Source organism: Pilimelia terevasa (genome assembly GCF_014647915.1).
GTDB classification, from domain to species: Bacteria; Actinomycetota; Actinomycetes; order Mycobacteriales; family Micromonosporaceae; genus Pilimelia; species Pilimelia terevasa.
The window spans coordinates 44,024-70,661 of the sequence record NZ_BMQC01000002.1; the positions used below are offsets into that span (position 1 = coordinate 44,024).

At 72.9% G+C, this 26,638-nt stretch carries 23 protein-coding genes and 1 pseudogene; 10 read left to right on the forward strand and 14 right to left on the reverse strand.

Annotated elements, in window-relative coordinates; translation table 11 throughout:
• The first annotated feature begins 73 nt into the window (after nt 1-73).
• Nucleotides 74-676, forward strand: coding sequence for a DUF4245 family protein (locus tag IEY75_RS03180; protein ID WP_189112665.1), 603 nt, complete (start codon nt 74-76; stop codon nt 674-676).
• Between the two features lie 76 nt (nt 677-752).
• Complete coding sequence (locus tag IEY75_RS03185) at nt 753-1,625, forward strand: dioxygenase family protein (protein ID WP_189112666.1); 873 nt, start codon at nt 753-755, stop codon at nt 1,623-1,625.
• Between the two features lie 22 nt (nt 1,626-1,647).
• Here IEY75_RS03185 and IEY75_RS03190 read toward each other — a convergent pair whose 3' ends face one another.
• On the reverse strand, nt 1,648-1,848 hold the full coding sequence (locus IEY75_RS03190; protein ID WP_189112667.1) for an exodeoxyribonuclease VII small subunit: 201 nt from the start codon (nt 1,846-1,848) through the stop codon (nt 1,648-1,650).
• Between the two features lie 10 nt (nt 1,849-1,858).
• Complete coding sequence (gene xseA, locus IEY75_RS03195; RefSeq protein ID WP_189112668.1) at nt 1,859-3,082, reverse strand: exodeoxyribonuclease VII large subunit; 1,224 nt, start codon at nt 3,080-3,082, stop codon at nt 1,859-1,861.
• 117 nt (nt 3,083-3,199) lie between these two features.
• On the opposite strand from xseA, the gene IEY75_RS03200 reads away from it, so the two are divergent.
• On the forward strand, nt 3,200-4,189 hold the full coding sequence (locus IEY75_RS03200) for a 4-hydroxy-3-methylbut-2-enyl diphosphate reductase (RefSeq protein WP_189112669.1): 990 nt from the start codon (nt 3,200-3,202) through the stop codon (nt 4,187-4,189).
• 67 nt (nt 4,190-4,256) lie between these two features.
• Here IEY75_RS03200 and IEY75_RS03205 read toward each other — a convergent pair whose 3' ends face one another.
• From IEY75_RS03205 to IEY75_RS03225, 5 genes are all read right to left on the reverse strand, one after another.
• Nucleotides 4,257-5,684, reverse strand: a complete 1,428-nt coding sequence (locus IEY75_RS03205; RefSeq protein WP_189112670.1) for an alkaline phosphatase PhoX — start codon at nt 5,682-5,684, stop codon at nt 4,257-4,259.
• Between the two features lie 103 nt (nt 5,685-5,787).
• A complete protein-coding gene (locus IEY75_RS03210) occupies nt 5,788-6,933 on the reverse strand; it encodes a DNA recombination protein RmuC (protein ID WP_189112671.1) in 1,146 nt (381 codons plus the stop codon).
• 77 nt (nt 6,934-7,010) lie between these two features.
• The gene (gene valS / locus IEY75_RS03215) at nt 7,011-9,560 is read right to left on the reverse strand and encodes a valine--tRNA ligase (RefSeq protein ID WP_189112672.1); all 2,550 of its coding nucleotides are present in this window, start codon (nt 9,558-9,560) and stop codon (nt 7,011-7,013) included.
• Nucleotides 9,561-9,980: 420 nt separating this feature from the next.
• Nucleotides 9,981-10,505 carry a methylated-DNA--[protein]-cysteine S-methyltransferase gene (locus tag IEY75_RS03220; RefSeq protein WP_229789311.1) on the reverse strand — a complete coding sequence of 175 codons (525 nt, stop codon included), beginning with the start codon at nt 10,503-10,505 and terminating at the stop codon, nt 9,981-9,983.
• Nucleotides 10,502-12,040 carry a DNA-3-methyladenine glycosylase 2 family protein gene (locus IEY75_RS03225; protein ID WP_189112673.1) on the reverse strand — a complete coding sequence of 513 codons (1,539 nt, stop codon included), beginning with the start codon at nt 12,038-12,040 and terminating at the stop codon, nt 10,502-10,504. Before IEY75_RS03225 ends, IEY75_RS03220 begins: the two co-directional genes overlap by 4 nt.
• Nucleotides 12,041-12,193: 153 nt before the next feature.
• Between IEY75_RS03225 and IEY75_RS03230 the strand changes: the two genes are divergently transcribed.
• The 6 genes from IEY75_RS03230 to IEY75_RS03255 all read left to right on the forward strand — a co-directional run bounded on the left by IEY75_RS03230 (nt 12,194) and on the right by IEY75_RS03255 (nt 18,707).
• The gene (locus IEY75_RS03230; protein WP_189112674.1) at nt 12,194-12,847 is read left to right on the forward strand and encodes a DUF998 domain-containing protein; all 654 of its coding nucleotides are present in this window, start codon (nt 12,194-12,196) and stop codon (nt 12,845-12,847) included.
• 11 nt (nt 12,848-12,858) lie between these two features.
• On the forward strand, nt 12,859-13,962 hold the full coding sequence (gene ychF, locus IEY75_RS03235) for a redox-regulated ATPase YchF (protein WP_189112675.1): 1,104 nt from the start codon (nt 12,859-12,861) through the stop codon (nt 13,960-13,962).
• 55 nt (nt 13,963-14,017) lie between these two features.
• Nucleotides 14,018-16,144: a DUF1156 domain-containing protein gene (locus tag IEY75_RS03240; protein WP_189112676.1), complete on the forward strand. Its 2,127-nt coding sequence runs from the start codon at nt 14,018-14,020 to the stop codon at nt 16,142-16,144.
• Nucleotides 16,141-17,190 carry a hypothetical protein gene (locus IEY75_RS03245; protein WP_189112677.1) on the forward strand — a complete coding sequence of 350 codons (1,050 nt, stop codon included), beginning with the start codon at nt 16,141-16,143 and terminating at the stop codon, nt 17,188-17,190. Before IEY75_RS03240 ends, IEY75_RS03245 begins: the two co-directional genes overlap by 4 nt.
• Nucleotides 17,191-17,325: 135 nt before the next feature.
• On the forward strand, nt 17,326-17,850 hold the full coding sequence (locus IEY75_RS03250; RefSeq protein WP_189112678.1) for a potassium channel family protein: 525 nt from the start codon (nt 17,326-17,328) through the stop codon (nt 17,848-17,850).
• A gap of 167 nt (nt 17,851-18,017) precedes the next feature.
• Nucleotides 18,018-18,707 carry an HAD family hydrolase gene (locus IEY75_RS03255; protein WP_189112679.1) on the forward strand — a complete coding sequence of 230 codons (690 nt, stop codon included), beginning with the start codon at nt 18,018-18,020 and terminating at the stop codon, nt 18,705-18,707.
• A 114-nt stretch (nt 18,708-18,821) separates the two neighbouring features.
• Here IEY75_RS03255 and IEY75_RS03260 read toward each other — a convergent pair whose 3' ends face one another.
• From IEY75_RS03260 to IEY75_RS03275, 4 genes are all read right to left on the reverse strand, one after another.
• Entirely contained in the window at nt 18,822-19,328 is a 507-nt protein-coding gene (locus tag IEY75_RS03260) for a mycothiol transferase (protein ID WP_189112680.1), read from the reverse strand.
• A gap of 194 nt (nt 19,329-19,522) precedes the next feature.
• Nucleotides 19,523-20,416, reverse strand: coding sequence for a M28 family peptidase (locus IEY75_RS03265; protein WP_189112681.1), 894 nt, complete (start codon nt 20,414-20,416; stop codon nt 19,523-19,525).
• Nucleotides 20,417-20,442: 26 nt separating this feature from the next.
• Nucleotides 20,443-21,354, reverse strand: coding sequence for a M28 family peptidase (locus IEY75_RS03270; RefSeq protein ID WP_189112682.1), 912 nt, complete (start codon nt 21,352-21,354; stop codon nt 20,443-20,445).
• Between the two features lie 108 nt (nt 21,355-21,462).
• Nucleotides 21,463-21,810 carry a pterin dehydratase gene (locus tag IEY75_RS03275; RefSeq protein WP_189112683.1) on the reverse strand — a complete coding sequence of 116 codons (348 nt, stop codon included), beginning with the start codon at nt 21,808-21,810 and terminating at the stop codon, nt 21,463-21,465.
• 393 nt (nt 21,811-22,203) lie between these two features.
• On the opposite strand from IEY75_RS03275, the gene IEY75_RS03280 reads away from it, so the two are divergent.
• Nucleotides 22,204-22,587, forward strand: coding sequence for a (deoxy)nucleoside triphosphate pyrophosphohydrolase (locus tag IEY75_RS03280; RefSeq protein WP_189113009.1), 384 nt, complete (start codon nt 22,204-22,206; stop codon nt 22,585-22,587).
• A gap of 331 nt (nt 22,588-22,918) precedes the next feature.
• Here the strand turns inward: IEY75_RS03280 and IEY75_RS03285 are convergent.
• The 3 genes and pseudogenes from IEY75_RS03285 to sdhC all read right to left on the reverse strand — a co-directional run.
• Nucleotides 22,919-23,668: pseudogene (locus tag IEY75_RS03285) on the reverse strand (succinate dehydrogenase/fumarate reductase iron-sulfur subunit); the annotation flags it as partial.
• Nucleotides 23,668-25,578, reverse strand: coding sequence for a fumarate reductase/succinate dehydrogenase flavoprotein subunit (locus tag IEY75_RS03290; protein ID WP_189112685.1), 1,911 nt, complete (start codon nt 25,576-25,578; stop codon nt 23,668-23,670). The gene IEY75_RS03290 and the pseudogene IEY75_RS03285, both read right to left, overlap by 1 nt.
• Nucleotides 25,579-25,591: 13 nt before the next feature.
• Nucleotides 25,592-26,404, reverse strand: coding sequence for a succinate dehydrogenase subunit SdhC (sdhC, locus tag IEY75_RS03295; protein WP_189112686.1), 813 nt, complete (start codon nt 26,402-26,404; stop codon nt 25,592-25,594).
• Nucleotides 26,405-26,638 lie beyond the last annotated feature (234 nt).

A 26,638-nucleotide genomic window follows, 5' to 3' on the forward strand; every position in this document is an offset into this window, starting at 1 on the left:
GACCGGAGGTCAAATCCTGCCAGGTGGGCGCCCCGGTGGCCCCGGCGGGTCGCCGATCGGTGAGGATGGTGCCGTGTCGTCCGTACCCGCCCCGCCGCCGCCCGCGGATCCGCCGCCGGCCGCCGCCTCCCCGGTCCCGCCGGCCGCCGCGGCGGTGCCCGTGCGCCCCGCCGGCCGCCGGCCGCGGGACATGGTGCTCTCGCTGGTCGTCCTGCTGGTCCCGATCCTGCTGTTCGCGGTGGTCTACCGGGTGTTCCAGGACGGCGACGCGCCGGTCGCGGTCGACGCCGCGGCGGTGGTCGACCAGGCGCGCCGGGCCGGGGACTTCCCGCCCGCGCCGCCGGCCGTGCTCCCGGCCGGCTGGCGGGCGGCCAGCGCCACGTACACCCGCGGGCAGGACTGGGGGGCGCTGCGGATCGGGTACGTGGCCGCGTCCGGCACCGGCCTGCAGCTCGTGGAGAGCGACCGGCCGGTCGCCGAGCTGCTCGGCGCGGAGCTGGGCGCGAGCCGGCCGGCGGGTGTCGTGCCGGTGGCCGGCCGCCCGTGGCAGCGGTACCCCGGGCGCCCTGGGGAGGAGGCGCTGGTCCTGCTGACCCCGGCGCGGACCCTGCTGGTCCTCGGCCCGGTCGCGGCGCCCGACGCGGCCGTACTGGCCGGGTCGCTGACCGAGATTTAATCCTCATGTCAATAATTGACGTAGCAAATTAACTGCGGTACGGTGGTGGCACGCGCAACCACCGGAGGCGATCGCCATGGTTACCGTCCACCAGCCCGGCGCCGCGTACGACGCGTTCCTGCGCGCGGCCGGCCCCGCCAGCGCCGCCCAGCCCCGCTGGACCCCCGCCGACGGCCCGCTGCCCTCGATCTACCTCAGCCACGGCGCCCCGCCCCTGTTCGACGACGCCGTGTTCCTGCGCGAACTCGGCGACTGGGCGCTGCGGATGCCCAAGCCGAGGGCGATCCTCATCGTCTCCGCGCACTGGGAGCACGCGCCGCTGAGCCTGTCCAGCGCCGCCGCGGCGCCCACCCCCGTGTACGACTTCGGCGGGTTCGCCCGCCGCTTCTTCACCATGCGCTACGACACCCCGGACGCCCACGACCTCGCCGCCCGGGTCGCCGCCCTCGTGCCCGACGGCACCGACCTGCACGAACACCGCAGCCGCGGACTCGACCACGGCGCGTGGGTGCCGTTGAAGGTGATGTACCCGCACGCCGACGTCCCGACCCTCCAGCTCAGCCTGCCCACCGCCGACCCCGGCGCGCTGCTGGCGCTCGGCGCCCGGCTCCGGCCGCTGCGCGAGGAGGGGGTACTGGTGATCGGGTCGGGCTTCCTCACCCACGGGCTGCCGTTCGTCACTTCGGCGATGGTGACCCGCAACGAGGCACCCGGCTGGTCGGCGGAGTTCGACGCCTGGGCCGCCGACGCGCTGGCCCGCGGCGCGGTCGACGAGCTGGCCGCGTACGCCGACCGGGCGCCCGGGATGCCCTACGCCCACCCGACCGTCGAGCACTTCCTCCCGCTGTTCGTGACCCTCGGCGCCGCCGCCGACCCGGCCGCCGCGGCCACCACCCAGATCGAGGGCTACATGTGGGGCCTGTCGAAGCGGTCCTTCTCCCTCGCCTGAGCCCGCCGCGGCCCGTGCGGCGTCAGTCCCCGGCCGGACGCCGTTCGCGCGCGGCGGCGAGGCGGGCGCGGGCGCCGTCGAGCCACCCCTGGCAGACCGCCGCCAGCTCCTCGCCCCGCTCCCACAGCGCCAGCGACTCCTCCAGCGTGCCGGCCCCGGACTCCAGGCGCTCGACCACCTGGGCCAGCTCCGCGCGGGCCTGCTCGTACGTCAACTCGCTCATCCCCGGCACCCTACGCGGCACCGCCGTCGGCGACGGTCGCACCGACGGTGCCGTCGGCCAGCCGCAGCCGCAGCGCGTCGCCGGGGGCGACGTCGGCCGCCGCCCGGACGATCCGGCCGTCGGCGTGCTGCACGATCGCGTACCCGCGCGACAGCGTGGCGTGCGGCGACAGCGCGCGCAGCCGCGCCGCGGTGTGGGTCAGCCCGTCCGCCGCCCGGTGCACCCGGTGGTCCAGGACCCGCGCCGCCCGGTCGCGCAGTGCCGCCACCTCGGCCCCGTGCCGGTCGTACCACTGCTCGGGCCGGGCCAGCACCGGCCGGGACCGCACGGCCGCGAGCCGCTGGTACTCCCGGTCCAGCAGGTGGTCGGCGGCGCGGTCGAGCCGGTGCCGCGCCTGCTCCAGCCCGCGCCGCTCCTCGGCCAGGTCGGGGACGACCCGCTTGGCCGCGTCCGTCGGCGTGGACGCCCGCACGTCGGCCACGTAGTCCAGCAGCGGCGTGTCGCTCTCGTGCCCGACGGCGCTGACCACCGGCGTACCGCAGGCGAAGACGGCCCGGCACAGCCCCTCGTCGGAAAACGGCAGCAGATCCTCGGTGGAGCCGCCGCCGCGGGCGATGACGATCACCTCGACGCTGGCGTCGGCGTCCAGCACCGCGAGGGCGTCCACGATCTGCTGCGCGGCGCCCGCGCCCTGGACGGCAACGTTCACCGTGCGGAACTCCACCGCCGGCCAGCGCCGGGCGGCGTTGGTGAGCACGTCGCGCTCGGCGGCGCTGGCCCGGCCCGTGATCAGCCCGACCCGGGCGGGCAGGAACGGCAGCCGCCGCTTGCGCTCGCGGGCGAACAGCCCCTCGGCGGCCAGGAGCCGCTTCAGCTTCTCGATGCGCGCCAGCAGCTCGCCGATGCCGACCTGGCGGATCTCGTCGGCGCGCAGGTTGAGGGTCCCCCGGGCGGGGTAGAACTCCGGCCTGGCCCGGGCCACCACCCGCGCGCCCTCGGCCAGCCCGGGCGCGCCCCGGTCCAGGACGTCGCGGTGGCTGGTGACGGTCAGGCTGAGGTCGGCCGCCGGGTCCCGCAGGGTCAGGAAGACGGTCTGCGTACCGGGCCGGCGGCTGAGCTGCGCCACCTGCCCCTCGACCCACACCCACCCCAGCCGGGCGACCCAGGCGCCGATCTTCTGGCTGACGACCCGGACCGGCCACGGCTCCTCGGACGTACTGCGCGACGCCTCCATCCGGCCACCCTAGCCGCGGCCGCCGCGGCGCCCGGCGCCCGCCGGGACCGGGTGGTCCGGGCGGCGCGGGAGGAAACGGACGCGGGCGCGGGTGGCCGGGGTGCGTACCATGGGGGCGTGAGTGCTGGCCAGGGTAAGCGGGTGTTGTTGGCGCAGCCGCGCGGGTACTGCGCGGGTGTGGACCGGGCGGTGCAGACCGTCGAGGAGGCCCTGACCCTCTACGGGGCGCCGGTCTACGTCCGCAAGGAGATCGTGCACAACAAGCACGTCGTCACCACGCTGGAGGAGCGCGGCGCGATCTTCGTGGAGGAGAACGACGAGGTGCCCGAGGGCGCCACGGTGATCTTCTCGGCGCACGGGGTCGCGCCCGAGGTGCACGCGCAGGCGCGGGCCCGGTCGCTGAAGGCGATCGACGCCACCTGCCCGCTGGTCACCAAGGTCCACCAGGAGGCGAAGCGGTACGCCGCCGCCGACTACGACATCCTGCTCATCGGCCACGAGGGCCACGAGGAGGTCGTCGGCACCGCCGGTGAGGCGCCCCGGCACATCCAGCTCGTGGACGGCCCCGACGACGTGGACGCGGTGACGGTCCGCGACCCGGCCAAGGTCGTCTGGCTGTCCCAGACCACGCTGTCGGTCGACGAGACCATGGCCACGGTCGAGCGGCTCAAGCGCCGGCTGCCGCTGCTGGAGTCCCCGCCCAGCGACGACATCTGCTACGCCACGCAGAACCGCCAGGTGGCCGTGAAAGAGATCGCCCCGGAGTGCGACGTCGTCCTGGTGGTCGGCTCGCGCAACTCCTCGAACTCGGTCCGGCTCACCGAGGTGGCGCTCGACCACGGCGCCCGCGCCTCGTACCTGATCGACTTCGCCCGCGAGATCGACGAGGCGTGGCTGGCCGGCGCGAGCACGGTCGGCCTGACCTCCGGGGCGAGCGTGCCCGAGGAGCTGGTGCAGGACGTCCTGGCCTTCCTGGCGGCGCGGGGCTTCACCGACGTCACCGCGGTCGACACCGCGCAGGAGCACCTCACGTTCGCGCTGCCGCCGGAGCTGCGCCGCGACATGAAGGCGGCCGCGGAGGCGGCCGCGGCCCGCTCGGCCGGCTGAGCGCCGCCCCGGCGGCCCGCCGGCTGCCCTCCCGCCGGACCGCCGGGTCACGCGCGACCGGCGGCGGTCAGCGCGTGCGGTGCCAGGGGCCGGTGATCGCCAGGAGGTGGCCCGGCACCTGGATGTTCGCGAACAGCACGGACCCGTCGGCGGAGAACGTCGGCCCGCAGAACTCGCTGTCGTTGAGGTCGTTGCGGGCCATCGGGTACGTCCGGCCGGACTCGGTCACGCCGACCAGGTGCGAGACCCCGTTGCCGTCCTCGGCGAGGATCAGGCCGCCGTACGGCGAGACCGTGATGTTGTCCGGGCCGTCGTAGTTGGCGCCGTCGGTACCCGGCTCCGTGTTCACGCCGAAGATCGTGGTCAGCGTGAGCGTCTCCCGCCGCGGGTCGTAGTGCCACACCTGGCCGTCGTGCGCCCGCGGGCTGCCGTCGGCGGTCCGGGCGAAGCTGGCGACGAGGTAGGCGCCGTGCCCGCCCCACCACTGGCCCTCCAGCTTGTTGCTGTGGGTCACGGCACCGGCGGCGAACTGCCTGCGGACCGAGGTCTGGCGGGCGTCCCGGTCGGCGACGTCCACCCAGGTCACCTCGTACCGGGTGCCCGGCTCGGTGGCCTCGGCCAGGTCCGCGACGGGGACCCCGTCGCGGGTGCACCGCATCGCCTGGAGCCTGCCGGCGGTGTCGCCGCCGGGGGAGAGCGCCAGCGCGCGCAGCGCGCCCCGGCCGCCCGTGAAGTGCCGGGGCGGCACCCAGCGGTAGTACAGGCCGTGCGGGGCGCCCGCGTCCTCGGTCAGGTAGATCTCGTGGTTGTGCGGGTTGACCACGACCGCCTCGTGGGCGTAGCGGCCGAGGAACGTCAGCGGCACCGGGTCGGCGTTGGCGGCCATGTCGTAGGGGTCCACCTCGAACACGTACCCGTGGTCCCGGGTGAACTGGCCGCCCTTCTTCTGCTCGGTCTCCTCGCAGGTCAGCCACGTGCCCCACGGCGTGACACCGCCCGCGCAGTTGTTGTGCGTACCGGCGAGGCTGACGTAGTGCCGCTGCCGCGCGCCGGCCGCGTCGACCTCGACGGTGGTGGTGCCGCCGCGCGCGCCCGGGTCGTAGGTGAGGCCGGGCAGCGGCGGCACGCCGTGCGGCTCGCTGCCGCCGACCTCGTGGTTGGTGACCAGCACCGAGCCCCCGTGGCCGCGCCCGCGTCCCCGGGCCGGGAAGCAGCCGATGCCGTCGGGGTCGTCGGGGCACGGGTGGCCGCTGTCCAGGGTGGTCACGCCGGTCTTCGCCACCACCCGGTACGCGAAGCCCTGGGGCAGCGCCAGCACCCCGGCGGGGTCGGCGACCAGCGGGCCGTAGCCGGTCGGCGGGCGGGCGGCGCCCAGGGCGTGGGCGGGGCCGGCGAGGATCTCCAGGTTGCCGGCGAGGGCGATGCCCAGGCCCCCGGCGGCGCCGGCCCGCAGCAGGTGGCGGCGGGACAGCGGGGAGAAGGCAGGTGAGGTCATGGCGGTACCTTCCGTCGGGCGCGCGGTCACCTGCCACCCCAGCAGGCGCAACCCAACAGCGGCCCACGGCCGGGGGAACCCCGGCGGAACGTCCGCGGCCGGACTACGGGCGCAGCCCGCTCAGCTCCTGCGCCTGCGGCTGGCGCGGCGCCAGCTCCACCTGCGCGGGGGCGGGCAGCGGATCGGCGCTGACCCCGAGGTCGGCGAGCCGGCGGGCGCTGACCAGGACCCGCGACTCCAGCGAGCCCACCGCCCGGTTGTACGCGGTCACCGCGCCGCCCAGCGCGCCGCCGAGCTTGCCGACGTGCTCGCCCAGGGTGGACAGCCGCCCGTACAGCTCCCGGGCCAGCGCGTGCACCTGCTGGGCGTTGCGGGCCAGGGCGTCCTGCCGCCACGAGTACGCGACCGTGCGCAGCAGCGCCACCAGCGTGGCGGGGGTGGCGAGCACGACGTCGCGGGCGAACGCGTGCTCCATCAGCGTGGCGTCCCGCTGGAGGGCCACGTCCAGGAAGGTGTCGGCCGGCACGAACAGCACCACGAACTCCGGCGCCGGGCTGAACGCCGCCCAGTACGACTTCGCCGCGAGCGCGTCGACGTGGGCGCGCAGTTGGCGGGCGTGGGCGTCCAGGTGCCGGCTGCGGGTCTGCTCGTCGCGGGCCTCCATCGCCGTCAGGTAGCCGTCGAACGGCGCCTTGGCGTCGACCACCACCGACCGGCCGCCGTGCAGGCGCACGACGAGGTCGGGCCGCACGGCGCCGTCGTCGGTGACGGTGTGGGCCTGTTCGGTGAAGTCGCAGTGCTCCAGCAGGCCGGCGGCCTCGACGACGCGGCGGAGCTGGTGCTCGCCCCAGCGCCCGCGGACCTGCGGGGCGCGCAGCGCGGCCACGAGCTGCCGGGTTTCGGTACGCAGCTCCCCGGAGACGGTCGCCATGGCCTCGATCTGGGTCCGCAGCTCCGCATAGGAGCCGACGCGGGCGCGCTCCAGGTCGGCCACCCGCTGCTCGTACCGCAGCAGGGTCTCGTGCAGCGGCGCGACCGCCCGGGCGACGGCCTCCTGCGACTGGTGGGTGGCCTCGTAGGACAGCGCGCGCAGCGACTGCTCCAGGCGCGCCTCGCCCTGCTCGCGGACGGCGACGGTGGCGGTCAGCTCGGCGAGCCGCGTGGCGCCGCGGGCCCGCGCCGCGAACCAGCCCAGGGCCGCCCCCACCCCCAGGCAGACGAGGACCACCAGCACGGTTGCGAAGGTCATGACACGGCCGCGAAGGTCATGCCGACACTGTGCCACCCCGCCCCGACAGTCCGCCGGCCGTCCCCGCGGTCGGGCGGTCAGAGGCCGCAGGCGATCACCAGGTCGTCGGTGCGGCCCGGGCGCAGCTCCAGCGTGCCGATCCGGCCGGCCGCGCGCAGGTCGTCCAGCGCGCTGGCCAGGACCGCCAGCGCGGCGTCCGGGCCGAGCGCCTCGGCGACCGGGACCGCCGCCTTCATCGAGAGCTGCCGCTGCGACTTGGCCCGGCGCACCTGGCCCAGCGCCTCGCGCACCGTGTCGAAGACCGCCGTGTCCCCGGTGCCGCCGAACCGGGCCACCTCGTGCGTCGTCGGCCACGGCGCGGTGTGCACCGAGCCGCCGCGCCACCAGGACCAGACCTCCTCGGTCACGTACGGCAGGTACGGCGCGAACAGCCGCAGCAGCACCGACAGCGCGTTGGCCAGCGCCGCCCGCGCCGACTCGGCGCCCGGGTCGCCGGCCGGCCCGTACGCGCGGTCCTTGACCAGTTCGATGTAGTCGTCGCAGAAGGTCCAGAAGAACTGCTCGGCGGCCGTCAGCCCGCCCGTGTGGTCGTACCGCGCCAGCGCCGTCGTCGCCGCGTCCACGGCGGCGGCCAGCGCGGCGAGCATCCCCCGGTCCAGCGGGGCGGTCGCCGGGCGGCGCAGGGCGTCGGCGGCCCCGAGCCCGAGCACGAACCGGGAGGCGTGCAGCAGCTTGGTGGCCAGCCGCCGGCCGACCTTCATCTGCCCCTCGTCGAACGCCAGGTCGGTCCCCGGCCGCCCGCACGCCGCCCAGTACCGCACCGCGTCGGCGCCGTGCCGCTCCAGCAGGTCCACCGGCGTCGTCGCGTTGCCCCGGGACTTGGACATCTTCTTGCGGTCGGGGTCCAGGATCCAGCCGGAGAGGACGGCGTGCCGCCACGGCAGGACGTCCAGCTCGGCGTGCGCGCGCAGGACCGTGGCGAACAGCCAGGTCCTGATGATCTCGTGTGCCTGGGGGCGCAGGTCCATCGGGAACACCCGCGCGAACAGGTCGGGGTCGCGCTCCCAGCCGCCCGCGATCTGCGGCGTCAGCGACGACGTCGCCCAGGTGTCCAGGACGTCGGGGTCGGCCACGAACCCGCCCGGCTGGCCGCGGTCGCCCGCGGTGAACCCCGGCGGCACGTCCGCGGCCGGGTCGACCGGCAGCGCCGACTCGTGCGGCAGGATCGGCCGCGCGTACTCGGGCACGCCGTCGTCGCCCAGCCGGTACCAGACCGGGATCGGCACCCCGAAGAAGCGCTGCCGGCTGACCAGCCAGTCGCCGGTCAGCCCCTGCACCCAGTGGGCGTACCGGTGCCGCATGTGCTCCGGCGTCCAGGCCAGTTCCCGCCCGCGGGCCAGCAGCGCGTCGCGCAGCCCGGCGTCCCGGCCGCCGTTGCGCAGGTACCACTGGCGGCTCGCCACGATCTCCAGCGGCCGGTCGCCCTTCTCGTAGAACTTCACCGGGTGGGTGAGCGCCCGCGGCTCCCCGATGAGCGCCAGCGCCTCCGCCAGCGCGCTGACGATCTCGCGGCGGGCGCGGTTGACGGTGGCGCCGGCCAGCGGCGCGTACACCGCGGCCGGCACCCCCGGCGGCGGCTCGGCGACGAAGTGCCCGTCCCGGCCGACGACCACGCGGGTCTCCAGGTCCAGCTCCCGCCACCAGGTGACGTCGGCCAGGTCGCCGAACGTGCACACCATCACCAGCCCGGTGCCCTTGTCGGGGTCGGCCAGCGGGTGCGCCCGGACCGGGACCTCCACGTCGAACAGCGGGGTCCGCGCCACCCCGCCGACCAGCAGCGCGTACCGCGGGTCGTCGGGGTGGCAGACCAGCGCCACGCAGGCGGGCAGCAGCTCGGGGCGGGTGGTGTCGGCGAAGATCGGGCCGGTCGGGCCGGCGAACTTGAGCCGGTGGTAGGCGCCGGGGCGCTCGCGGTCCTCCAACTCGGCCTGCGCGACCGCGGTCTGGAAGCCGACGTCCCACAGGGTGGGCGCCTCGGCGGTGTACGCCTCGCCCCGGCCGGCCGCCCGCAGGAAGGCCCGCTGCGCCGCGGCCCGCGCCGCCGCGCCGATGGTGGTGTACGACAGCGACCAGTCCACGGACAGCCCGAGCCGTTGCCACAGGTCCTCGAAGACGGCCTCGTCGGCGACGGTGAGCTGGCCGCACAGGTCGACGAAGTTGCGCCGGGAGACGGCCCGCGGCGGGTCGAACGGCGCGTCGGGAGCGGTCAGCTCCGGGTCGTGGGGCAGCGACGGGTCGCACCGGACGCCGTACACGGCCTGGACGCGGCGCTCGGTCGGCAGCCCGTTGTCGTCCCAGCCCATCGGGTAGAAGACGGCCTTGCCGCGCATCCGCTGGAAGCGGGCGACGATGTCGGTGTGGGTGTAGGAGTACACGTGCCCGATGTGCAGCGAGCCGGAGACCGTGGGCGGCGGGGTGTCGATGCTGAACACCTCGGCGCGCGGGCGGGTGCGGTCGAAGGCGTACGTGCCGTCCTCCCGCCAGCGGCGGGACCACGTCTCCTCCAGGCCGTCGACCGTGGGGCGCTCCGGCGGCTGGCCGGGTCGCCGGGGCGTCGCATCCGTCATGCCGGGATGGTACGGGCGGGCGGGGCGCCGGGCGGGTGATTAAACCCGGCACCGCGCCCGCGGGTGACGCGGCGCGTCGTCGTGGCGACCTGTACCCCGGCGACCAGAGGGGAGAGCGCGGGGGGCGGCGCAGGGCCCCGTCGGCGCGCCTGCCGTGGGAGCCCCGCGCCGCCCGGTGATGCGGGCCACGCGATGGGTGGGTGGGTGGCCCGCAGGTCCGTGCCGGCCGGGTGGCCCGCCGACGTGGGGACGCGTCCCTGCCGCCGCCCGTCCACGCCGAGGTCACCTCGGATTTAGGTAGAGCGATATATTCGGCGATGCACCTCGCCCGTGTCGATGCGGGGCGCTCCGGCCGTCGCCTCCGGCCCCCGGTTCACAGAATGGACGTCGCGCTGACGGTCCCGGTGAGCTGCGCGGACTCTAGCGGTTCACAGTCTCGTGGGTAAGTAGCCAAGTTTTCACTGATGTACCCCAGCGGTAGCCGCCGAGGGAGCCGTCGCTGCGCAGTACCCGGTGACAAGGGACGAAAAGGGCGGCCGCGTTGCGGGCGCAGGCAGCCGCCGCCGCCCGCACGGCCGCCGGGCGCCCGGCCCGCGCCGCGAAGGCGGTGTAGCTCTCCGGCTCCCCGGCCCGGATGTCGCGCATCACGTCCCACGCGCGCGCCATGAAGTCGCCGCCCGCGCGCTGCCGGACCCGTACCCGGTCGAGCGCGGCCAGGTCGCCGTCGAAGTACGCGGCCACCTCCGCGCCGACCGCGCCGGCGTCGCCGCACGGGCGCAGCGCGCCGCGCAGCGCCGGGTGGACCAGGTGCAGCAGGTCCGCCGGCTCGCCGGTGAACCCCGACGCGCGCACCTCGCCGCCGGAGGCCAGGACGGTCAGCGGGCCGAGCGGCGTCGGCACGGTCAGCAGGTCGAGGGTCATCGGGTGCTCCCGTTCGTCGGTCATGCGGCTCTCCAGAGGTGCATCAGGGCGTAGCCGCGCCACGGCCGCCAGGCGGCGGCGCGGTCGGCGAGCGCGGCGGGGGAGTCGGGCAGCCCCAGCGCCCGCGCGCCGCGCCGGGCGCCCAGGTCGGTGGGGAGGAAGGCGTCCGGGTCGCCGAGCGCGCGCAGCGCCACGTAGCCGGCGGTCCACGGCCCGATGCCGGGCAGGGCCAGCAGGCCGGCGCGCACCTCGTCCCGGTCGGCGCCGGGGTCCAGGCGCAGGCGGCCCTCGGCGACGGCGGCGGCCAGTGCCCGGACGCCCGCCCGCCGCGCCGCCGGCATCCGCAGGGCGGCGTCGGGCAGGCCGGCCACCTGCGCCGCGGCCGGGAACGCCGCCAGCGCCGCCGCACCTGCCGGCCCCGCGTCCGCCGGCTCCGTGCCTGCCGGCTCTGTGCCTGCCGGCTTCGCACCTGCCGGGTCCGTGCCCGCCGGCTCCGCACCGGCCGGCTCGGCGCGGGGGGTGCCGGCCGCCGCCGCGACGATCCGGGCCAGGACCGCCCGGGCCGCGGACACGGCGACCTGCTGGCCGACGATGGCCCGGACCGCCAGCTCGAACCCGTCCGCCGCCCGGGGAACCCGCACCCCGGGGGCCGCGGCGACCGCGGCGGCGAGCGCCGGGTCGGCGGCCAGCACGTGGTCGACCGCCACCGGGTCGGCGTCCAGGTCGCACAGCCGCCGGCAGCGCGCCACGGCCGGCGCGAGGTCGCGGACGTCGGCCAGGCGCAGCGTCGCGCCGACGTGGCCCTCGCCGGGCGTCAGGCTCACCTCGGCCGGCCCGTGCGGCAGGGCCAGCGCGCGCCGGTACGTGCCCGGTGTCACCTGCTCCACGCCCGGGACCGCCCGCGCGCCGAGGTAGGCCAGCAGCGCGTCGGCGTGCAGCGGGGCGCGGTGGGCCAGGCGGAGGGTGAGCGTCCCCGGCGCCGGTACCGCCGCCCGCCGCCGGGCCGCCTCCCGCAGCGCCGAGGGCGTGGCCGCGTACACCGCCGCGACCGTCTCGTTGAACTGCCGCACACTGCCGAACCCGGCCGCGAACGCGATCTCGGCGAGTCCCAGGTCCGTGGACTCGATCAGCGTGCGGGCCGTCTGCGCCCGCTGGGACCGGGCCAGCGCCAGCGGCCCCGCGCCCAGCTCCTCGGTGAGCAGCCGGTGCAGGTGCCGGGTCGTGTAGCCGAGCCGGGCGGCGAGCCCCGGCACGCCCTCGCGGTCGACCAGGCCGTCCCCGATCAGCCGCATCGCCCGCCCCACCGTGTCGGCCCGCCCGTCCCACTCGGGCGAGCCGGGCGCGGCGTCCGGGCGGCAGCGCCGGCAGGCGCGGAAGCCGGCCCGCTGGGCCGCCGCGGCCGAGGGGTAGAAGCGCACGTTGCGCTCCTGCGGCGTCGTCGCCGGGCAGGACGGCCGGCAGTAGATCCGGGTCGAGGTCACGGCCGTGTAGAACCAGCCGTCGAACCGGGGGTCCCGGCTGTCGACGGCCCGGTAGCAGCGGGCGAAATCCAACTCCACGACACCGATACTGCCCGGCCCGGCCCCCCGGTGGCTCGCGGGATTCGGACGTGACCGTGCGCGGCGCCCGCGGCTAGGCTCGACCGGCGGGGTGCACGGGCGGCGCGCTGCTGTGCCCCCAACCACGCGGCCCGCACCCGGGGGAGGTCAGCGATGCGCCTGGCGGCCGGCGTCGGCGGTCTCCTGCTCGCGGCGGGCCTGCTCGGCATGGTCGTCGCCGACCTGTCGGCCGGGCTGCCCGCCTTCGTCAGCGAGGCCGGCACCGCGCTCGCCCCGGCCCCGGCGCTGTACCGGCACGGCCTGCTGGCCGCCGCCCTCGGCATCGCCGGGCTCGCCTACGCCCTGCACCGCGCCGCCGTCGCCGGCCCCGGCACCGCGGGCCGGGCCGCGCCGGCCGCCCTCGCCCTGGCCGCCCCCCTCGCCGCCGTCTCCGGCGCGGTGGCGTGCAGCGCGCGCTGCCCCCTGCCGCCGTACGAGCGCACCACCGCCGCCGACCTCGTCCACGCGGGCGCCAGCATCGCCGCCTGCGCCGCCATCGCGCTCGCCATGCTCGTCCTGGCCCGGCAGGCCGCCGACGCCGCGCTCCGCCGCCGCACGGCCGCCGCCGCCGCGGTCGCTGTGCCGCTGTTCGCGGCGGTGGCGGTGTGCCTGCTGGCCGTCGGCCGGGCGACGGTCACGGGGCTGTGCGAGCGCGCCGCGCTGGGCGCCGCGGTCGCCTGGCTGCTGTACCTCGCCTGGCATCTCGCGCGGCGCCGCCACCCGGCCGCGCGCCGGGTCGGCCCGGCCCAGGTCGGCGCGGCCCCGTAAGCTCGTCCGACGTGAGCCTCACCATCGGTATCGTCGGCCTGCCCAACGTCGGCAAGAGCACGCTGTTCAACGCGCTGACCCGCAACGACGTGCTCGCGGCGAACTACCCGTTCGCCACCATCGAGCCCAACGTCGGCGTCGTCGGCCTGCCCGACGCGCGACTGGACCGGCTCGCCGAGATCTTCGGCTCCGAGAAGATCGTGCCCGCCCCGGTGTCGTTCGTCGACATCGCCGGCCTGGTGCGCGGCGCCTCGCAGGGGCAGGGCCGCGGCAACGCGTTCCTGGCCAACATCCGCGACGCCAGCGCGATCTGCCAGGTGGTCCGCGCCTTCTCCGACCCCAACGTCGTCCACGTCGACGGCAAGGTCTCGCCCGCCGACGACATCGAGACGATCAACACGGAGCTGATCCTCGCCGACCTCCAGACCGTCGAGAAGGCCCTGCCCCGCCTCCAGAAGGAGGCCAAGCTCCGCAAGGACCGGGCGGCCGTGGTCGCCGCCGCCGAGGCCGCCGCCGCGCTCCTGGACTCCGGCCGCACCCTGTACGCCGGGGCGGCCGAGGCGGGCATCGACGTCGAGGCGCTGCGCGAGCTGCACCTGCTGACCACCAAGCCGTTCCTGTACGTCTTCAACGTCGACGAGGACGAACTGGGCAACGCCGCCTTCCTGGACGAACTGCGCGCCCTCGTGGCCCCCGCGGAGGCGGTCTTCATGGACGCCAAGGTCGAGTCCGAACTCATCGACCTCCCCGACGCCGAGGCGCGGGAGCTGCTGGAGTCGATCGGCCAGAGCGAGCCCGGGCTCCACCAGCTCATCCGCGTCGGCTTCGGCACCCTGGGCCTCCAGACCTACCTGACGGCCGGGCCGAAGGAGGCCCGCGCGTGGACGGTACCGGTCGGCGCGACCGCCCCCGAGGCGGCCGGAGTGATCCACTCCGACTTCCAGCGCGGGTTCATCAAGGCGGAGATCGTGTCGTACGACGACCTGGTGGCGGCAGGGTCGATGGCGGCGGCCAAGGCGGCGGGCAAGGTCCGCATGGAGGGCAAGGATTACACGATGCGCGACGGCGACGTGGTCGAGTTCCGCAGCGGACTAACGTCCGGCGCGAAGAAGTGAGCGACGCGGCCGTCCACGTCGATCGGGTGTCCGAGCTCGCGTCGAGGGTCCAAGCATGACGACCCAGGCTGCTTCCGAGATCGGCCTCGACCTAGAGCCTGTTGCCGGCGACAGACTGGAGACCCGGTACGACGCGACCTTTGTGGCTCGCCTCGCACTGCGCGAAAAGCAGGTGCAACAGTCGTATCGGCCGATCATCCAGATCCACAAGTGGTTCGCGCGGCGGCCCGGGTCGGTCTTCCGTTCTCTGCTCCTGTCTGAGTTCGGTGACGGTCCCCTCGCCTCCGGCTACTTCACCGGGCATGCGATCCCCGGCGTGGTGGCCGACCCGTTCATGGGAGGCGGGACCACTGTGTTTGAGGCCGCGCGCCTCGGACTGAGCATCGTCGGCGGTGACGTGAACCCGATGGCCTTTTGGACCGTCCGCCAAGCGGTGTCCCCTCTTGACCTGGATGCCTTCCGCCTTCAAGCGAGCCGGGTCATCGCCGACGTCGAGGAGCAGATCGGGAATCTGTACAAGACGACGTGCACCGAGTGCGCGGGGCCTGCCGAGGTCAAGTACTTCCACCACGTCAAGACTTGCGCCTGCCCGTCTTGCGGCGAGGAGGTGAACCTCTTCCCGGGTCTGCGGCTAGCGGAGGCCGTGCGGCACCCGCGGGAGGTGTATCACTGCCTCGGCTGCGACGCCCTCCGCGAGGTCGAGAAGGGCGACGCCGCCCGTTGCCCCGAGTGCGACTTCGACCTGAAAGAGCGTCCTACGAGCCGCGGCACGGCAACTTGCCGCCACTGCGGGGAGCGGTTCAAGTTCGCGTCCCTGCTGCAGCACCCACCGAAGCACCGCATGTTCGGCATGGAGTACCGGTGCGAGAACTGCTACCACACGGTCCAGGGCCGGCAGTTCAAGACCCCGGGCGCAGACGACCTCGCCCGGCTCGAGCGAGCGTCCGCGCTGTTGGAACAGTGGGGTGATGACCTCGTGATCCCGGACGACGCCGTCCAGCCCGGCGATGAGACCAACCGCCTGCACCGCTGGGGCTACAAGCGCTGGCGCGAGCTCTTCAGCGACCGCCAGCTTGTCGGACTCGGACTGCTCATGCAGCGTATTGGTAGGGTCGAGAACGAAGAGGTCAGGTACGCCCTTGCCACGGTATTCAGCGATTTCCTCCGGTACCAGAACCTGCTGTGCCGCTACGACAGCTACGCCCTCAAATGCCAGGACATCTTTGCCGTACACGGCTTCCCTGTCGCGCTGCTCGCGTGCGAGAACAGCCTTCTCGGCATCCCGAAGGTCGGCTCCGGGTCCTTCGTTCACTTCGTCGCCAAGTACGCGAAGGCCAAGGAGTACGCGAAGAGCCCCTACGAGACCGAGTACGTCGGCAATCGTAAGAGGGTGGTACCAATTAAAGAAGAGTCCATCGAGGCGCCCCTCATGGACTCCGAGCCGCCTGCGGCCCCTCAGGGGGCGTGGCTCGCGGCAGCACCGTCCCAGGAGTTGGCGCTCCGACCGGACTCGTTGGATGGTGTCTTCACGGACCCGCCGTACTTCGACATGGTTCAGTACGCCGAGCTGATGGACTTTTGCTACGTCTGGCTTCGCAAATTCATGGGTGCGCGCGCCGAGTTCGCCGCGGAGTCGACGCGGACCGATGACGAGCTGACCGGCAACACGACGCGCCTGCGCGGCATGCAGGAGTTTGCCGGGGGTCTCAGCTTGGTCTTCTGCCGTATGTCGGAGGCGATGAAGCCAGGCGCACCCCTAGTCTTCACTTACCACCACAACGACTCGGAGGCCTACGTCCCGCTGATCATCGCGATTCTCGACGCCGGTCTCACCTGCACGGCGACCTTGGTTGCCCCAGGAGAGATGTCGGCGTCGCTTCACATCGCCGGAACGAAGTCGTCGATCCTCGACTCCGTGTTTGTCTGTCGCGCCGAGGATCCGTCCTCACAGATCGGGAGCGTGGAGCAGAGGGTGGCGGCGGACGTCGAGGCCATGCGCAGGGTGCCTCACGAGCCCACGGAGGGCGACATCCTCTGCCTCCAGGCCGGGCACATCGCGGCGAGCGCAATTCGACTTCTCCGGGCCACGTGGGACAGGAATGAGCCGCTCGAGCGGCGATTCAAGATCGCGACCGAAGGGGTACGTACGGTACGAGCCGCCGAGGAGAAAATCATCAGATGAGCACGTTGCGACCCTACGAGGTCGAACCGACTGACATCCCGATTCACCTCAGAGAGTTGGTCCAATCCACCTTCGACGACCTGACGTCGCAGTTCATGCTGCTCCCGAGAGGAGCGAGCTTCCTCGAGTACCCGGAGTTCCGTGCGGGATACGAAGCCCTGCGCAAGCACACCGATGGCTTCAAGGTGCTGGACGTTGATCGATGCTGGAGCGCATTGCGGCAGAACGCCATCGCCGGCATCGTGCTGCGCACCATCGTCGGGGTGACTCCGCCCGAGTGGCAGGACCTGGCCAAAGAGGAGACGGACGCGCAGTTTCCGAACAATTGGGCGCGCGGGCTCGACAAGAGCATGAAGACCAACCCAAACTACTTCGGCACTCGGGGCGGCTCCTCAGAACTAACGGTCGGGCGCGTCACGTCGTTGCTCCAGGCGGCGTGCAATGCTCTGGTCGAGGGCGCGGTGGACATGACCCAGGACGGCATGATCCACCGACTCGACAAGATCGACACCAGGGAGGGTCTCGACTCGGTCCGATACGTCTCCCAGAACCACATCCCGTATGGGGTGCTGCTCTATGAGCGCTACCTCGGCAGGCCGTTCGCGAGTCACCGAGACGGAGTGTCCGAGCTCGTGGGCGATGTGATGGAGAGCGCCATCGAGGACCTGCTTTCGGCCGCGCGGGTACCGTTCCGTAAGACCAAGCGCGCCGAGCGCGTGCCGGGCTTCGATCAGGCACCCGACTTCATCACGCCCGACGAGATCGACCCGACGGTGATCATTGAGGCGAAGATCACCGGCGATGACGGCACGGCCCGGGACAAGGTCTCCCGCATTCTGCGGCTCGCGGCCATGCGCGATGAGCGCGAGCGCGGGGGACGATCGACGTTCGAGGTCGTGGCCTGCATCGACGGTCGGGGGTTCGGTGTCCGCCGCGGAGACATGGGGCAGATGATTACCGCTACGCGCGGAAAGGTGTTCACCGCCCACTCACTGAAGGACCTGATCGAACACACCCGCCTCTCGGAGTTCCTCCCGACACCGTGACGCCTGTCGGGAGCCGAGGGCAACGTGGTGGAATTCCGCTTCAACGTCTGAACGCGCCCGCCCGGGTGCGCTGTGGCCCTGAGTGAGTTGGCCATTTGCGTATGTGCGGCCGCCGGGGCCGCCCAGAATCGGGGCATGAGGCCACTGCCGCGTCCGGCGGGCCCGGTGACCGTCGGCCGGGCCGTGCTGACGTCCTCGCTCATCGTCGGCCTGTACTACGTGGTCCCCGTCGAACCCGGCGTCACCGGCCTGCAGTTGGTCGTCCGGTTGGCGGTGACCCTGTGCGTGGGCGTTCTGATCACGTGGCTGATCGCACGACAGGTCGTCGCGTATCTCAGCAGGAGCACGGCGGCGTCGCTGAGCCGGCTGTTCACCGTCACCACGGCGGGCGTGGTGACGCTCGCCCTCACCGACTACGTCGTCGCCGTCTCCTACCCCGGCCAGTTCGTGGGGCTGGCCACCAGGACCGACGCGCTGTACTTCGCCGTCGCGACCCTCCTGACCGTCGGCTTCGGCGACGTACACGCCGACGGGCAGCTCGCCCGGGCCGTCGTCATCGTGCAAATGATCTTCAACGTGGGCGTGCTGACCGGGGCGGGCTCGATCCTCGGCCACGCCGTGAGCGACCGCATCTCCGCGCGCCACCACGCCACCCGCTGAGCCCCGGCCAAGGCGCACAGCCCCACGCACGGGACGGCGGCGGAGACGTCGCCCGAGTACGGTCAGGCCGGTGATGACCGGTGCGGAGATGGGCGGGCGTGTCGCACGGGGGCAACCGTGCCCCGCGCCGGGGGCGCGCGTGGCCCCAGCGGGTGGAGAGGCGGCCGGTGGCGCGCCCGGTCGCTGAGGTGGCCCGGGGCGCGGCCGCGGTGCTGCTGGACTTCGACGGGTCGGTCTGCGACCTCTTCCGGGCCTACCCTGCGCACGACATCGCGTGCCACCTGCGCGAGGACCCCGCCTCGGCCGACCTGCGCCTTCCGCGGGCCGCGGATCCGCTGGAGCTGCTGCGGAGGGCGGCGGACGTGGCGGACCGCGACCGGGTGCGGGCACTCGCGGGCCTGCTGGCGGGATTCGAGATCACCGCGAGCTACCTGGCGGTGCCGACTCCGCATGTCGGTGACGTGCTCGCGGCCGCCGCCGGTACCGGGCGCCGAGTCGCGATCGTCAGCAACAGGTCGACCGCGGTGGTGGCCCACTACCTCAGGCACGCCGGCCTGCCTCCCTTCGCGCACGTCAGTGCCCGGGACGATGACCTGGACCCGGCGTTGCTGAAGCCCGCCACCCACCTGCTGGACGGCGCGGTCCGCCACCTGGGGCTGACACCCGGGGACTGCGTACTCGTCGGCAACTCGGTGACCGACGTCTACGCCGCCGCCCGGGCCGGTGCGCGGTCCGTCGGATACGCCGACAGGCCGGGCGCGGCGGCAGCGTTGGCCGCCGCCCGGGCCGACGCCGTCGTCGACACCCTGGCCGCGCTCGCCGCCGCGCTCCGCGCGACACCGGTCCGCGCCCGGTAGGCGGGCACCCGTCGGACGTCAGCGGGTGGCGCTGGCGAGTTTCCAGGCGACGCATTGGTGCGCGCAGAAATGGTTCTTCCTCGCCGCTTGTACGCGACGACCTGGTCGGCCGGCTCAGAACCCGAGGATCCCCCGGGCGTAGGCGGCCTGGCCGGCGTGCTGGAGGCCGTCGTCGGCGACGCTCACCAGCCGCACGCCCAGCGTGACGGGCGGGTCCCAGCTCGCGTCGACGACCCGGTCCAGGTCGCCGGTGTCCAGGCTGCCGAGGTAGGCGTCCGTGCGGGCGGACACGGCCCCGAGGTACCCGGTCAGCGCCTGCCAGCTCTCCGGGCGGACCTCGGCCACCTCGGGGGCGGTGTGCCCGTACCCCGTGTTCTCGGGGTCGGCGGGCAGGCCGAAGCGGGCCGCCTGGTCGCCTTCCGTCCACACCTGGTCCTCGGCGAGCAGGTCGGCGACGTGGTGGTCCTGGACCCGCGCCAGGTGCCAGCCGAGCCAGCCGACGGGGTTCGCGTCGGCAGCCGGGCGGGCGACGAGCTGGGCGGGGGTCAGTCCCTCGACCGCGCCGTGGACCAGCGCGGGCAGGCGGCCGTACAGCTCGCGGAGCAGGTGCGCGACGTCCATGGGGCGGCCCTCCGGTCCGGCGGTCGGGATCTGGCCCCGGATACCCGCGCGGAGCCGCGGCACACCGGCGCGGACGCGCAGAACCGGGCGGAGCCGCAGCGACCCGCGACCGGGGAACAGCCTCGACCAGGGGGAACAGCCGCAACGTGAGAGACCCGGCCGCGGCACCCGCGGCCGGGTCTCTCACGCTCAGGTCAGCGGGTGGCGCCGGCGAGCTTCCAGGTGACGTGGGCGATGGCGTTGGTGGTGATCCCCATCGTCTTCGCGTCGACGTTGCTCGTCGTGTCGCACGCCTTGTGGTAGCAGGAGTCCGAGCCGGAGCCGATGCCGCTCACCTTGACGCCGATCCGCAGGAACGAGCCGTGGTCGGAGCGGTCGCCGTAGTTGACGTTGCGGGTGGGGACGTTCTTGCTCGTGAAGTAGTCCTTCCACACGGCGTTGTACTCCGCGGACTGCTCGTACACGCCCCACGTGCTGGTGCCCTTGGCCCCGACCATGTCGAAGTTGAGGTACACGTTGATCTTCTTGCGCTCGTCGGCGGGCAGGTTCTTCGTGTAGTGCGCCGAGCCGACCAGGCCCAGTTCCTCGGCGCCCCACCAGCCGAAGCGCAGCCGCTTGGTCGGCTTGAGCTGGGACTTGGCGACCTGGAGGGCGACGGCGAGCTGCGCGGAGGTACCGGAGCCGTCGTCGTTGATGCCGGGGCCGGCCGGCACGCTGTCGAGGTGGGCGCCCAGGAAGACGACGTTGCTGGGGTCGCCCTGCGGCCAGTCGGCGATCAGGTTGTAGCCGGTGGCCCCGTTGTGGGTGAAGTTCTGCACGGTGGTGGTGAAGCCGGCCGCGTCGAGCTGCCCCTTCACGTAGTCGATCGAGGCCTTGAAGCCGGGGCGGCCGTGGGCGCGGTTGCCGCCGTTGGCGTCGGCGACCTTCTGCAGGCCCTGGATGTGCTCCATCGGCGCCGACTCGGGGATGGCCGGGGGGTCGGCGGCGAGGGCGGTCGCCGGGGCGGTGCCCGCCCAGGCGCCGGTGGTGAGCAGGGCCGCGGCCAGTGCGGTGGTGAGGCCGGCGGCGGTGACTGTGCGGTACAGCATGGAATTACTCCCGGAACGGGTGGGTGTCAGGGGATGGGGGTCTTCACGCCGGCCAGCTTCCACGAAACCGCGGCGATGGCGTTGGCGCTGACGCCGAGCGTCTCGACCGAGACGTTGGCGACGGTGTCGCAGGCCTTGTGGTAGCAGGCGTCGTCGCTTTTGCCGCCGAAGCCCGATACCTTTATCTTCGCGCTCTTGAATGAGAGCTGATCGGAACTGGCCTGATAGTCCTCAGTGGTGATGCTCTTGGCGCGGAAGTGTTCCTTCCACGTGGCGGCGACATCCGGGGACTCCTTGTAGATCCGCCACTTCTTGAGGTTCTTCACGCCGACCATGTCGAAGTTGAGGTAGAGCGAGATCCGCTTCTTGTCGTCGGCGGCGAGTTGCTTGAGGTACTGCTCCGAGCCGACCAGGCCCAGCTCCTCGGCGCCCCACCAGGCGAACCGGAGCCGCTTGTCGGGCCTGGCGTCCGACCGGGCCAGCAGCAGTGCGTTCTCCAGCAGCGCGGCGCTGCCGGAGCCGTTGTCGTTGATGCCGGGGCCGGCCGGGACGCCGTCGAGGTGGGCACCGAGCATCACGGTCTGGCCGGCGTCGCCGTGGGGCCACTCGGCGATGACGTTCCAGCCGGTGGCGCCCTGGTGCGTGAAGGTCTGCAGGGTCGTGGTGTAGCCGGCGGCGTCGAGGGCGGCCTTCACGTAGTCGACCGAGGACCTGAAGCCGGGGCGGCCGTGAGCGCGGTTGCCGCCGTTGGCGTCGGCGATCTTCTGGAACTCCCGGACGTGGGCCATGAGCGCGTCGCCGGGAATTGCCGGCGGATCGGCGGGGACCAGCCGCCCGGCGGCGGACTGCGGCGTCGCCTGGGCGGTACCGACGACGCCGGCCACGGCGACGGCGAGAACCGCCGCCGCGCCGGCGGTCAGCGAGGCACGAAAACGCATGTTTCCTCCACGGAGGTCGGGGCGATACGCCGGGGGTGGCGCAACCTCCTGGCACCGGTACGGTACGCGGGGAAACAGTTATTGGAAAGATCAATCTCGATTGATCCGCTAGCGTTCGGGCGTCTCCGTGACGACTTTGTACGCGTTCTCGATTCGTGCCGCCATAGCCACCGTCACCGCATTCAACGCGTCGTCGGGAGATAACAGGCGGATCAGTGTGCAACCGTCATGGCGGTGGACATGCGGACGTACCTGGAGTACGTCGGCGAGTACCGTGATCCGCTCGGTGAGGGCGGCGTGCTGGCTGTCGTCCAGCGGCAGCGCCCGCTGTATCTCGCGGCCCTGCCGCGTCCATCCGGCGAGCAGGGCGAGTGCGTCGGAGAGGTAGTCCGGCCGCCGGCTGACGCTCCAGGGCACGCGCACAGCCACTTCCTCTCTCCGGGCGGCTGCCGACATGTGTGTCGAACGGCCGACCCGACGGCGTGGCGCTGGCCCCTACGATGGCTGCGCGCCCGCGCGGCCGCGGGGACGCGGCCGCACCCCCCGACCCGGGGTGCAGCGGATCTGATGCGGCACATCCATCTGGTGTGGCACATCCATCTGGTGTGGCAGATCTGATGCGGGGGCGTCGCCGTACCGTCATGAAAACGTGCTAACAGTGTGCCGGCCTGCGCGGTGCGTGTCCATGCCCGGTTGTTTCGTGTTCTGAGAGCCCTACGGCTGATGTCACTTCCCCGGAACCGGGGAGGTCTGGCAATGTAGTCGTACGTGCCCACCAGTAGGACTGCCCGTACTGCGCGTGATGACCGGTTCCCCGGCCCGCGCAGCCCCGACGCCGTAGCCGTGCCCGTGATCGTCGGTGCGGCCATTGTGGCGGACGGCCGCGTGCTGGCGTGCGAGCGCGCCGCGCCGGCCGAGGTCGCCGGCATGTGGGAGTTCCCCGGCGGCAAGGTCGACCCCGGCGAGAGCGAGGTGGCCGCGCTGATCCGCGAGTGCGAGGAGGAGCTGGCGGTCGACGTCGAGGTGGGGGACCGCGTCGGCGACGACATCCCGCTGGCCGGCCGCGACTACGTGCTGAAGGTGTACCTGGCCCGGCTGCGCGGCGACCGCCGGCCGCAGGCGCTGGAGCACAGCGACCTGCGCTGGCTGGCCGCCGACGAACTGCTCACGGTGCCGTGGCTGCCGGCGGACGCGCCCATCGTCGCGGCCCTCCCCCCGCACCTGGCTGTCTGAGCGCCGCGGCCGGCCGCGCCCGCCCCCGGGAAACGCGTCAGGGCTCAGGCGCCGGGGAGACCCGGTGCCTGAGCCCTGACGTGGCGCGCGACGCGCCTCAGCGGTCCTTGTGGTGGTAGTTCAGGCCCTCCGGCGGCAGCGGGAACTCCTGGTCGTCGCCGAACGGCGACGCCGCGGCCGGCCGGTTGAACGTCAGTTCCGTCAGGTCCATGTGGCCGTCCTCGCCCAGAGCGGCCGCCTGCGGCGCCGGCTTGGGCCGGCCCCAGTGCACGCCCTCGTGCGGCTCCTCCGCGTGTACCCGACCCACCGAGCTGTCCACCGCGCCCTCCAGTTGATCGCGTCGGAAGATCTTCCGACCGAGCCATACCAGGGGATCGTACTTCCGGTCGACGACGCGCTCCTTCATCGGGATGATCGCGTTGTCAGTGATCTTGATGTGCTCGGGGCACACCTCGGTGCAGCACTTGGTGATGTTGCAGTAGCCCAGGCCCATGTCCTCCTGGGCGTACGCCTTGCGGTCCTCGCGGGCGTCCAGCGGGTGCATGTCCAGCTCGGCGGCGCGGATGAAGAACCGCGGCCCGGAGAAGGCCGGCTTGTTCTCCTCGTGGTCGCGGATCACGTGGCACACGTTCTGGCACAGGAAGCACTCGATGCACTTGCGGAACTCCTGCGAGCGCTCCACGTCGATCTGCTGCATCCGGTAGTCGCCCGGGGCGACCCCCTCCGGCGGGGCGAAGGCCGGCGTCTCGCGCGCCTTGGTGTAGTTGAACGCGACGTCGGTGACCAGGTCCCGGATGATCGGGAAGGTGCGGATCGGGGTGACGGTGACCGTCTCGTCCTCCTCGAAGGTGGACATCCGGGTCATGCAGCTCAGCCGCGGCTTGCCGTTGATCTCCACCGAGCACGAGCCGCACTTGCCGGCCTTGCAGTTCCAGCGGCAGGCCAGGTCGGGCTCCTGGGTGGCCTGGAGCCGGTGGACGATGTCGAGGACGACCTCGCCCTCGTTGACCTCGACCTCGTAGTGCTTCAGCTCGCCGCCGGCCGCGTCGCCGCGCCAGACCCGGAATTTGCGGATACCCATTACTCGCCCGCCTCCTCGGCAAGAGCGTCGAACGCCGCCAGCTCTTCGTCGGTCATGTACTTGGACAGCTCGGTCCGGTCGAACAGCCGGATCAGCTCGGGGCGCATGGTCGGCACCGGCTTGTGGGTCAGCACGACTTGGTCGCCGTCCAGGGCGCAGACCAGGTTCTTCGTCCGCCACTGCGGGTTCATGCCGGGGGCGTCCTCGCGGGTGTGGCCCCCGCGCGACTCCTCCCGCTCCAGCGCCGCCTTCGCGGTGCACTCGGAGACGACCAGCATGTTGCGCAGGTCCAGGGCCAGGTGCCAGCCCGGGTTGTACTTGCGCCCGCCGGTGGCGCCGACGTTGCCGACCCGCTTGCGCAGGGCGGCCAGGCGGACCAGCGCGTCCTCCAGCTCGCCGCGGCGGCGGATGATGCCGACCAGGTCGCCCATGACGACCTGCAGCTCGGACTGGAGGGCGTACGGGTTCTCGCCCTCGGGGTTCGCCAGCGGCGCCAGCGCCGTGCGCAGCGCGTCCGCCACGGCCGCGTCGGCGACCCTGGGGCGCGTCGACAGGCTGTCGGCGTGCGCGGCGGCGTGCTCGCCCGCCCGCTTGCCGAAGACCAGCAGGTCGGACAGCGAGTTGCCGCCCAGCCGGTTCGAGCCGTGCATCCCGCCGGAGACCTCACCGGCGGCGAACAGGCCGCGGACGGTGCCGGTGGCGTGCGCCGAGTCGGGCTCGACCTCCACGCCGCCCATCACGTAGTGGCAGGTCGGGCCGACCTCCATCGGCTGCTTGGTGATGTCGACGTCGGCCAGCTCCTTGAACTGGTGGTACATCGACGGCAGCCGCTTGCGGATCGTCTCGGCGGGCATCCGGGTGGAGACGTCGAGGAAGACGCCGCCGGCCTTGGTGCCGCGGCCGGCCTTGACCTCCGAGTTGATCGCCCGGGCGACCTCGTCGCGGGGCAGCAGCTCGGGGGGACGCCGGTTGTTGTCGGCGTCGGTGTACCAGCGGTCGGCCTCCTCCTCGGTGTCGGCGTACATCTTGCGGAAGACGTCGGGGACGTAGGAGAACATGAACCGCTTGCCCTCGGAGTTCTTCAGCACGCCGCCGTCGCCGCGGACCGACTCCGTCACCAGGATGCCCTTGACCGACGGCGGCCAGACCATCCCGGTGGGGTGGAACTGGAGGAACTCCATGTTGATCAGGTTGGCGCCGGCGCGCAGGGCCAGCGCGTGGCCGTCGCCGGTGTACTCCCACGAGTTCGAGGTGACCTTGTAGGACTTGCCGACGCCGCCGGTGGCCAGCACGACCGCGGGCGCCTCCAGCAGGATGAACCCGCCGGTCTCGCGGTAGTAGCCGAAGCAGCCGGCGACCTGGTCGCCGTCGAGGATCAGCTCGGTGACCGTGGTCTCGGCGAACACCTTGATCCGCGCCTCGTAGTCGCCGAACTCCTTCTTGTCCTCCTGCTGGAGCGACACGATCTTCTGCTGGAGGGTGCGGATCAGCTCCAGGCCGGTGCGGTCCCCGACGTGCGCCAGGCGGGGGTACTCGTGGCCGCCGAAGTTGCGCTGGCTGATCTTGCCGTCCTTGGTGCGGTCGAACAGCGCGCCGTAGGTCTCCAGCTCCCAGATCCGGCTCGGCGACTCCTTGGCGTGGAGTTCGGCCATGCGGAAGTTGTTGAGGAACTTCCCGCCGCGCATGGTGTCGCGGAAGTGGACCATCCAGTTGTCGTTGCTGTTGACGTTGCCCATCGCCGCCGCGGCGCCGCCCTCGGCCATGACCGTGTGGGCCTTGCCGAACAGCGACTTGGAGATGATCGCGGTCTTCTTGCCGGCGAGCCGGGCCTCGATCGCCGCGCGCAGGCCGGCGCCGCCGGCCCCGATCACGACGACGTCGTACTGGTGTCGTTCGATTCGCTCAGTCATCTGTGCCCGCGCCTTAGTTGAAGAACCGGAGGTCGGAGAACCAGCCCGCGGAGACCGCCATGATGTAGAAGTCGGTCGCCATGACCGTCCACAGCGAGACCATCGCGTAGAAGCCGTGTTTCGGGTTGAGCTTGGAGATGAGAACCCACATCCGGTACCGCAGCGGGTGCTTGGAGAAGTGCTTCAGCTTCCCCCCGAAGGCGTGCCGGCAGGCGTGGCAGGAGGCCGTGTACCCGGCCAGCGCCAGCACGTTGATCCAGATGATCAGCGTGCCCAGGCCCATGCCGAAGTGGCCGTCCGCGCCCCGGAAGGTGTGCAGGGCGTCCCAGACGTTGATCGCCAGCACGACGGCGGCGAGGTAGAAGAAGAAGCGGTGCGAGTTCTGGAGGATCAGCGGGAACCGGGTCTCGCCGGTGTACTTCTTGTGCGGCTCCTGCACGGCGCACGCCTGCGGCGACAGCCACAGCGACCGGTAGTAGGCCTTGCGGTAGTAGTAGCAGGTGAGCCGGAAGCCCGCGACGACCGGGAAGACGATCGCGCCGAGCGGGATGAAGAACGGCATCGCCGGCAGCGGCTGTCCGAAGTGTGACGCCGCCGGTACACAGTCCTTGAACAGACACGGTGAGTACAGTGGCGTGAGGTAGCCGTAGTCACCGACGACGTAGTACCTGCCCATGAACAGGCGCACCGTCGAGTACACGATGAAGAGCAGCAGGATCGCGCCGATGGTCAGCGGCGGTGTCCGCCACTTGTCGGTACGCAGTGTCTTCGCCGCGATTGCGGCGCGCGGCCGGGCCTTGCTCGGCCGCATTGCCGTCGTCGTCATTGTCACATCTCCCTGGCGGGCGCCTGTCATCTCCGGCGGCGCGCGGCGGGGGCCGGACTGCCCGGGCGTCCCCGTGCCACGCGCGAGCGCGCCGAAGTGATCGACGCGCGGTGCACACGTTACGCCGTAACTCGCGGTCGACGTGCGCAGGGAGTCTCGCGCGTGGCCAACGGGTTACGAAAGCCCACACGTCACATCCGGGCCCGGTTGTGGAGAACCTCACTTGCGGCGACG

Excerpts from the sequence above, each read along its gene's own strand:
- IEY75_RS03185 (WP_189112666.1), top strand. The coding sequence starts at position 753 with ATGGTTACCGTCCACCAGCCCGGCGCCGCGTACGACGCGTTCCTGCGC.
- IEY75_RS03190 (WP_189112667.1), bottom strand. The coding sequence starts at position 1,848 with ATGAGCGAGTTGACGTACGAGCAGGCCCGCGCGGAGCTGGCCCAGGTG.
- xseA (WP_189112668.1), bottom strand. The coding sequence starts at position 3,082 with ATGGAGGCGTCGCGCAGTACGTCCGAGGAGCCGTGGCCGGTCCGGGTC.
- IEY75_RS03205 (WP_189112670.1), bottom strand. The coding sequence starts at position 5,684 with ATGACCTCACCTGCCTTCTCCCCGCTGTCCCGCCGCCACCTGCTGCGG.
- IEY75_RS03210 (WP_189112671.1), bottom strand. The coding sequence starts at position 6,933 with ATGACCTTCGCAACCGTGCTGGTGGTCCTCGTCTGCCTGGGGGTGGGG.
- valS (WP_189112672.1), bottom strand. The coding sequence starts at position 9,560 with ATGACGGATGCGACGCCCCGGCGACCCGGCCAGCCGCCGGAGCGCCCC.
- IEY75_RS03220 (WP_229789311.1), bottom strand. The coding sequence starts at position 10,505 with ATGACCGACGAACGGGAGCACCCGATGACCCTCGACCTGCTGACCGTG.
- IEY75_RS03230 (WP_189112674.1), top strand. The coding sequence starts at position 12,194 with ATGCGCCTGGCGGCCGGCGTCGGCGGTCTCCTGCTCGCGGCGGGCCTG.
- IEY75_RS03240 (WP_189112676.1), top strand. The coding sequence starts at position 14,018 with ATGACGACCCAGGCTGCTTCCGAGATCGGCCTCGACCTAGAGCCTGTT.
- IEY75_RS03245 (WP_189112677.1), top strand. The coding sequence starts at position 16,141 with ATGAGCACGTTGCGACCCTACGAGGTCGAACCGACTGACATCCCGATT.
- IEY75_RS03250 (WP_189112678.1), top strand. The coding sequence starts at position 17,326 with ATGAGGCCACTGCCGCGTCCGGCGGGCCCGGTGACCGTCGGCCGGGCC.
- IEY75_RS03260 (WP_189112680.1), bottom strand. The coding sequence starts at position 19,328 with ATGGACGTCGCGCACCTGCTCCGCGAGCTGTACGGCCGCCTGCCCGCG.
- IEY75_RS03265 (WP_189112681.1), bottom strand. The coding sequence starts at position 20,416 with ATGCTGTACCGCACAGTCACCGCCGCCGGCCTCACCACCGCACTGGCC.
- IEY75_RS03270 (WP_189112682.1), bottom strand. The coding sequence starts at position 21,354 with ATGCGTTTTCGTGCCTCGCTGACCGCCGGCGCGGCGGCGGTTCTCGCC.
- IEY75_RS03275 (WP_189112683.1), bottom strand. The coding sequence starts at position 21,810 with ATGTCGGCAGCCGCCCGGAGAGAGGAAGTGGCTGTGCGCGTGCCCTGG.
- IEY75_RS03290 (WP_189112685.1), bottom strand. The coding sequence starts at position 25,578 with ATGACTGAGCGAATCGAACGACACCAGTACGACGTCGTCGTGATCGGG.
- sdhC (WP_189112686.1), bottom strand. The coding sequence starts at position 26,404 with ATGACGACGACGGCAATGCGGCCGAGCAAGGCCCGGCCGCGCGCCGCA.